Below are 7,021 nucleotides of genomic sequence, written 5' to 3'. Positions count from 1 at the left end.
GTATTCGCGGTTTGAACGCGTTTCTTTGCTTCGTTTCTTTTCGCGTTTGAAAAGAAATGAAGTCCCGCCCCGGATAGGGGCTAACAGAAATAAGCAAGAAAATCCGACTTATGCAGAACGACCACGCAAGCAGAAGGACTCCACGCTTGCGCCACACTCACCGCTAGCAGAACCGCCCCCAACCCGCCCAAGCCCGCCCCAACCGCCCCCGCCCAATCCGCAAAAACCTGCCTAGCGCAGCGCTAACTCGCCGCGGAGCGAATGCGGATACGCTACATTAATCTCCACATCGACCATCTGTCCGATCAATCGCCCATGCGATGCCATCGGCGCCGGAAAATTCACCACGCGATTGTTCTCGGTTCGCCCGGCAAGCTCGCCCGGATCCTTCCTCGAAGGACCTTCGACCAAAATCCGCTGCACCGAACCCAGCATGGAATTGCTGATTTTCGCCACATTCGCTTCGATGGTCGCCTGCAAATGCTGAAGCCGCTTGAGCTTGACCTCTCGCGGGGTATCGTCGGGAAGATTTGCCGCGGGCGTACCCGGACGCGGACTGTAGATGAACGAGAAACTCGTGTCATAACTCATCTCGTCAATGAGCTTCATCATCTTCTGGAAGTCGTCTTCAGTCTCGCCGGGAAATCCAACAATCATGTCCGTCGACAGCGATAAATCCGGCCGGATCGCGCGCAGCCGGCGAATCACGGACTTGTATTCGAGCACGGTGTAACCGCGCTTCATCGCCATCAAGATTCGATCAGACCCATGCTGGACGGGTAGATGCAAGTGGCTCACCAGTTTCGGCACTTTCGCGTAGGTATCGATCAGGCGTTGCGTGAATTCCTTCGGATGCGACGTGGTGTAACGAATCCGTTCAATACCTGGAATCTCGGCCACGTATTCGATCAGCGTAGCGAAATCCGCGATGTCGCCGGATGGCTGGACGAGTTGCTTGGTGAGCGGTCCGCGATACGCATTCACGTTCTGCCCGAGCAGGGTGACTTCGCGCACGCCCTGATCGGCGAGACCGGCGATTTCGGTGAGCACATCGTCCAGCGGCCGCGATACCTCTTCACCCCGCGTGTAGGGCACGACGCAATAGCTGCAGTACTTGCTGCAACCTTCCATGATCGATACGAAGGCGCTTGGACCGTCGACACGCGCCGGTGGCAGATGATCGAATTTTTCGATTTCAGGGAACGAAATATCGACTTGTGCCCGGCCGCTCGAGCGCCGTTTGGCGATCATGTCGGGTAAGCGGTGCAAGGTCTGCGGGCCGAAAACCAGATCGACGTAAGGTGCGCGCGAAACAATTGCCGCGCCTTCCTGGCTCGCGACGCATCCGCCCACGCCAATGATCAGGTTCGGATTCGCTTCCTTCAATTCGCGCACGCGGCCGAGATCGGAGAAGACCTTTTCCTGCGCTTTTTCGCGCACCGAACACGTATTGAAGAGAATAACGTCCGCATCTTCGGGCGAATCCGTCTGGACGAGGCCGTTGGCTGCACCGAGGACGTCGACCATCTTGTCGGAGTCGTACTCGTTCATCTGGCAGCCGAACGTCTTTACATACACTTTCTTTGTCATGAATTTCGCCGGTCGCAGCGGTTAGTCTGGGGGCGCGGTTTTTGATGCGTTTAAAGGATACGGCGAGGGGGCGAAAAGGGCGAATCTTGCGTGAAATCAGCGGATTGCGGCTCTTGCCGAGTCGGATATTATAGCGCCCGCCCGCTTTCGTGATCCGGCCGCGAACGGGCAGCGCCATGGGCGGGTTCTGTTGGCGGCGGTGTCAGGGGTTGTGAGGGCGCCTTATTGTTGACCGTCCTTAACCTTACCGCTGGCGTTGCCAGCGGTGACGGCCCTGGCGATGGCGATGGCGACGGATTGTGGGGCGGTGGAGGCGAAGCGTGTGCGCGCCGTTTGTGTTTGGGGGAGGTGTTCGACTGCGGGTTAAGTGTTTGGTAGCGCTGCTACGTTCGGGCCAAAAACCTGAAGTGAGCAACGACGACACTGAGGTATTCGCGGTTTGAAACGCGTTTCTTTGCTTCGTTTCTTTGCGCGTTTGCCGTTTGAAAAGAAATGAAGTCCCGCCCCGGATAGGGGCTAACAGAAATAAGCAAGAAAATCCGACTTAAGCAGACCGACCACGCTAGCAGAAGGACTCAATGCTCCCCCCACACTCGCCGCGCGCAGCACCCCGTCCACCCGAGCCCCACACTCACCGCTAACAGCACCGCCCGGCCCCAAGCGAGCCTCAGCCGAGCGCCTCTTCCGCCAATTCCCGCGCGGCCGCAAGCGCCATCCTAAAATCGGCAAGCTCGGCGATAGTCAAAACGGGGATATTGCGCGCCGCGACGAACGCATCGATCTGCGCGCCGCTCGACATTGTCCCGTCCGGGTTCATCAGTTCACACAGCACGCCGGCCGGCTTAAGCCCGGCAAGAATCGCCAGGTCGACTGTGCCCTCTGTATGGCCGCGCCGCGTCAACACGCCGCCCGGCTGCGCGCGCAATGGAAATACGTGGCCGGGACTCACGATATCCGCTGGTTTAGCGCCATCAGCAATGGCAGCCCGGATGGTCGTCAGCCGGTCAGCCGCCGATACCCCGGTGGTCACGCCGTCGCGCGCTTCGATCGATACAGTGAACGCCGTGCCGTATCGGCTACCGTTATCGGCGACCATCGGCGGTAAGTGCAGTGCGCGCACGGCGTCGTCGGGCAGGCACAGGCACACGATGCCGCTACATTCGCGAATCAGCAGCGCCATACCTTCGACGTCCAGTTTTTCGGCGGCAAAGATGAGATCAGCTTCGTTTTCGCGATCGTCGTCGTCGAGCAGCGCGACAGCGCGGCCTTCCCGCAATGCCCGAAGAGCAGCGGCGATTCGCGGTGGGACGGTGACGGAATTATCGGCGGCGCGAAGTTGCGCCAGGTCGGCAAACGCGGTCGCGGCGGGGGAGGGGCTGGACAAAGAAACAGACACGGACATGAGTGAAACGCTCTCGCAAAAGTAATTTGGGCGAAAAACGTTTCAGGGCATTGCAAGCAGACGGAACGGCGCGCGCAACTCACGCCGATTCTCAACGACGCCAATTCTGCGCGGACGCCTAAAGCGCCACGAATCTACGCGGAACGAACATGACTGCCTGCACATCTTCTTCCATCCGGACTATGACCGTCGGCCCTGGCATCGCAGCAGATCTGCTGACCCCGTGGGCTTATGAAGTGACCCCTAAGCCCACGGGCGCTCGCGGGCTCGCTAGCGGCTTGCGCCGTTTTGCATACCGCCGGTGGGGAATTTCGCCCCGCCCTGAAGACGCGCTAACTTGTCGCTACGCACTTAAAACGCTGCGACGGATTTGAGGATACAACAGCCGAGCCAATCTTGCAGCGCGGCTTTATCGGGGATTGCGTGCCACCCAACTTAGCCGACTTCCGCTTCGATACGACGCGCGTCCCCGGGCACATGCCATCGTGGCGGGGTCTCCGCGCCGGCCGTCACCTGGAACGCGCGCGCCTCCGTATTGCCGGGATTGCGCAAGGCATGCGGCTGGTCGGCGTCGAACAAGATGGCGTCGCCGGTGGCCAGGAGCTGCGTCCGGTCGTGTACGCGGACTTCCAGCGCGCCTTCGCTCACGACCAGGTTGACTGTGGTCCCGGGCGCGCGCGGACCGCTGGTTTCGGTATGCAGCGGCGCGATGCGGATTTCATGGAATTCCGCCGATGCCGTCGCTGTCAGCGGAAACAAAGGCCGCGCCGAGAAGCGTCCGTTCGACGACACCACGCGCGTCGCCTTTTCGACTGGCAAATATTCGATGCCATTGGTGGCATGACGTCGAAGAAATGCGGCTACCGATACTTTTAGCGCACTGGCAATCTTGTGCAGCACCTTGATGGACGGCACGCTGCGCGCCGACTCGATCTGCGCGAGCATCGCGCGCGACACGCCTGACGCGCGGGCGAGAGCGTCGAGCGACAACTGCCGCTCCGCGCGAAGCCGCGCCAGGTTCGCACCGACGAGATATTCGAGCGCGTCGGCAGGGTCGCCCTCCGCGGGATGATCTTCAGCCTCGAAGCGAAGCGCCTTCGCTGCGTCAATGCCGGCGTCTGCCGCCGACGCGCGGGTGCCGACCGGCTCGCGTACCAGTTCCAGCGATGAAAAAGCCGATGCAGCCATCATGAATCTCCCGTTCAAACGAGCCGGCGAACCTGTGCCGCGCATCAGTGAAGCCGAGGTTAGCATCGGTACTTCGACCGTCAAACGAAGATATCGTCACACCGTTATCAGGCTGCGGACATGGACTCCCGCTGCGTTTCGGCCCAGACCCAGGCCGCTTCGATCGCGCGCTGACTAGGCGGCCGTGCGGGACGAAGGCGAAGCTGCTTGCTTGCGCGTACTCGCAAACCAGCCGTCAATGTGTCCAATTACGTCGTCCAGCGATTCACCCTCCGTATGCAGTCCAAGTTTCGAGCGACGCCACAACACGTCGTCCGCGCACGTGGCCCACTCGTGGTCGCGCAGGTAATAGAGTTCAGCTTCATACAGACCCGGCGCAATGGCAACGCCCAGGTCGGCGAGGGACGTCGCTCGGCCCAGCAGCGTTTGAACGCGCGTTCCATAGGCTCGTGCATACCGATGCACAAGCGCAGCAGGCAGCCACGGATAACGCTGCCGGAGCGAGGCCGCGAATCGGTCGAAATTTGCTTTTTCGATGTCTCCGCCGGGCAAAACCGCTCCGGCCGTCCAGGTTTTGGTGCGGGCCGGTGATTCGAGCGCGCCGGCTAGTTTGTCGACTGCTTCTTCTGCCAGCTTGCGAAACGTGGTGATCTTGCCGCCGAACACAGACAAGAGGGGGGCTTCGTTCGCGGGCGCGTCGACTTCAAGCAAGTAATCGCGCGTGACGGCCGACGCATTCTCCGTGTGTTCGTCTTCAAGCAAGCCACGCACGCCCGAATAGCTCCAGCAAACGTCCTTGGGCGCAATGTGTTTCTTGAAGTATCGATTGATCGACTCGCACAAATACGTGGTCTCTTCGGGACTGATCGCCACTTGCGACGGGTCGCCGTGGTATTCGAGATCGGTCGTCCCGATCAGTGTGTAGTCATGCTCGTAGGGAATGGCGAAGATGATCCGTTTGTCTGGATTCTGGAAGATATAGGCGTGATCGTGCTCGAAGAGACGTTTGGTCACGATGTGGCTGCCTTTCACCAGCCGCACACTATGCTGGGAGTGCGTGGCGCTGCCGAGCGAATCTTTCAGCAGTTCGCTGACCCACGGGCCCGCTGCGTTCACTATGGAGCGCGCTCGTACGTCTTGCGTGGCGCCGTCATTGCTGGCGAGCGCGGCGTGCCAGACGCCGTCGCCACGGTGTGCGCCAGCCAGCCGTGTGCGTGTCTTGATGATCGCGCCGCGCTCGTGCGCGTCGAGTGCGTTCAGCGCGACTAGTCTGGCGTCGTCCACCCAGCCGTCGGAATAGACGAAGCCGCGCTTGATGGAATCGACCAGGGGCGCGCCTGCGGGATGCCGGCGCATGTCGATGCCGCGCGAGCCCGGCAACAACTCGCGACGCGCGAGGTGATCGTAAAGGAACAGGCCGGCGCGAATCATCCAGGCCGGCCTGAGGCTGGGAACGTGTGGCATGACAAATCGTAGCGGCCACATGATATGGGGGGCCCCGCGCAGCAGGACCTCCCGTTCCTGGAGGGCTTTGCGCACGAGTTTGTATTCGCCGTATTCGAGGTAGCGCAGGCCGCCGTGAATGAGCTTTGTACTCGACGACGACGTATGCGATGCCAAATCGTCCTTCTCGCACAGCATGACGGACAGACCCCGCCCCGCCGCATCGCGTGCGATGCCCGTGCCATTAATACCGCCGCCCACCACGAGCACATCGTAAAGTTCGCCTTCCATCATTTCCCCGCCGCTGGTCGCTAAAAAGTCTTTGTCGAACTGAAAATGTTCGAATTCGAAATTTAATGAACATAAACGAAAAAGTAAAGCTGACCGAGTGGCTAACGTCGTCTTCGCTGGCAAGTTCGGCGAATTGGCCATTGGGTCGAGTAGCGCGAAGCCAACTGCCGGTCGATACTGTGGAACTGAGGCGCGGACTGAACTGGGGAGCAAAGGCGATGCTAAAGAGGGCGGCAGCGGCAGTACGAATAGCAGTAGGAGTCGGGATAAGTGTGTTGGGCGCGATCGCGCTGGGAGGGTGCGTGTCAACGCCAGACATGTCTGGATCAGGAGGTGCGCCGTCGTTGGTTGCGCTGCAGGCCTTATGCGGGACCGCCTCGGTTGACTACGGTTCGGACGCGCAAAACGTTTATTCCGCGTTCTTTGACGCCTATGTGGCGCAAAAACGCGGCAAGTTACCGAAAGAGCGGTATTGCGCCTTTCAGGCTGGCATTGCGAACCGGTATGCGACGTACTTGGGCGATCGCACGCCGCAGGCGCAGAGCACGTGGGCCGAATTTTTCGCGGCTCAACGGGCGCAGGCGATCAGTTGGCGTGCATCTGCCGACCCTAGTTTGCGAGCGGGTTAGTCGAACTGTCCGCCGAACGCGCAACGCGTTATGAAAAACGCTTGATCGCTTTGATGGTGGAGTCGCCTGAAGCGGTCAGGCTCCATTGCTGAAGCCCTGACGCCAGATTCTCAAGTTGGATCAGCTGGCGTTCGAGCAGGGCGTCGAGTTCGTCGCGCATCATGTCGATTTGATTGGGAGCTTCCTGAAGCAGGAGTAGCGTGGCGAATTCATGCGGACTGAGCATCGTGTTCTCCATGACGACCGAACGGCACTTTCACCAGCCGGGTGACCGGTGTACGTACTTCAGAACGTTGCGCGAGGCGAAAACTGCGAGCCGGCCGCGGATGAAAAGTCGCCGAAGATCGGGCGGTTCATGGCCGGGATTTGATTGTATGCATGTGTCCTGCGGCTGCCAAACGATTGCGGAAAATATTCGATTTGACTTTTGTCTGGGGTGAAAGCGGGTTAGCGGGCAGGGAGAATTGGAGAAATTACG

At 60.1% G+C, this 7,021-nt stretch carries 6 protein-coding genes and 1 riboswitch; of the genes, 1 reads left to right on the top strand and 5 read right to left on the bottom strand.

Annotated features, from left to right (window positions below; translation table 11 throughout):
- Positions 1-231 precede the first annotated feature (231 nt).
- The 4 genes from miaB to glpD form a co-directional block, all read right to left on the bottom strand.
- Complete coding sequence (gene miaB / locus WCA53_RS26190; RefSeq protein ID WP_423917343.1) at positions 232-1,590, bottom strand: tRNA (N6-isopentenyl adenosine(37)-C2)-methylthiotransferase MiaB; 1,359 nt, start codon at positions 1,588-1,590, stop codon at positions 232-234.
- Between the two features lie 667 nt (positions 1,591-2,257).
- Positions 2,258-2,992, bottom strand: a complete 735-nt coding sequence (gene ribB, locus WCA53_RS26185; RefSeq protein WP_423917340.1) for a 3,4-dihydroxy-2-butanone-4-phosphate synthase — start codon at positions 2,990-2,992, stop codon at positions 2,258-2,260.
- A gap of 159 nt (positions 2,993-3,151) precedes the next feature.
- Positions 3,152-3,325, bottom strand: a riboswitch (FMN riboswitch).
- Between the two features lie 102 nt (positions 3,326-3,427).
- Entirely contained in the window at positions 3,428-4,180 is a 753-nt protein-coding gene (locus WCA53_RS26180; protein ID WP_423917348.1) for a helix-turn-helix domain-containing protein, read from the bottom strand.
- A gap of 174 nt (positions 4,181-4,354) precedes the next feature.
- Complete coding sequence (glpD, locus tag WCA53_RS26175) at positions 4,355-5,917, bottom strand: glycerol-3-phosphate dehydrogenase (RefSeq protein WP_423917337.1); 1,563 nt, start codon at positions 5,915-5,917, stop codon at positions 4,355-4,357.
- Between the two features lie 299 nt (positions 5,918-6,216).
- Here glpD and WCA53_RS26170 point away from each other — a divergent pair, with 299 nt between their 5' ends.
- The gene (locus WCA53_RS26170) at positions 6,217-6,543 is read left to right on the top strand and encodes a hypothetical protein (RefSeq protein ID WP_423917334.1); all 327 of its coding nucleotides are present in this window, start codon (positions 6,217-6,219) and stop codon (positions 6,541-6,543) included.
- A 28-nt stretch (positions 6,544-6,571) separates the two neighbouring features.
- On the opposite strand, the gene WCA53_RS26165 is transcribed toward WCA53_RS26170, so the two are convergent.
- Positions 6,572-6,769, bottom strand: coding sequence for a hypothetical protein (locus WCA53_RS26165; RefSeq protein WP_423917331.1), 198 nt, complete (start codon positions 6,767-6,769; stop codon positions 6,572-6,574).
- Positions 6,770-7,021 lie beyond the last annotated feature (252 nt).

The sequence above is a fragment of the Caballeronia sp. genome, assembly GCF_049581465.1.
GTDB lineage: Bacteria > Pseudomonadota > Gammaproteobacteria > Burkholderiales > Burkholderiaceae > Caballeronia.
The sequence above is the reverse complement of the archived record's forward strand: the minus strand, read 5'-3'. Positions and strand labels throughout refer to the sequence as shown.

Bases quoted from the DNA above. Each gene is read 5' to 3' on its own strand.
- miaB (WP_423917343.1), bottom strand. From the start codon at position 1,590: ATGACAAAGAAAGTGTATGTAAAGACGTTCGGCTGCCAGATGAACGAG.
- ribB (WP_423917340.1), bottom strand. From the start codon at position 2,992: ATGTCCGTGTCTGTTTCTTTGTCCAGCCCCTCCCCCGCCGCGACCGCG.
- WCA53_RS26180 (WP_423917348.1), bottom strand. From the start codon at position 4,180: ATGGCTGCATCGGCTTTTTCATCGCTGGAACTGGTACGCGAGCCGGTC.
- glpD (WP_423917337.1), bottom strand. From the start codon at position 5,917: ATGATGGAAGGCGAACTTTACGATGTGCTCGTGGTGGGCGGCGGTATT.
- WCA53_RS26165 (WP_423917331.1), bottom strand. From the start codon at position 6,769: ATGCTCAGTCCGCATGAATTCGCCACGCTACTCCTGCTTCAGGAAGCT.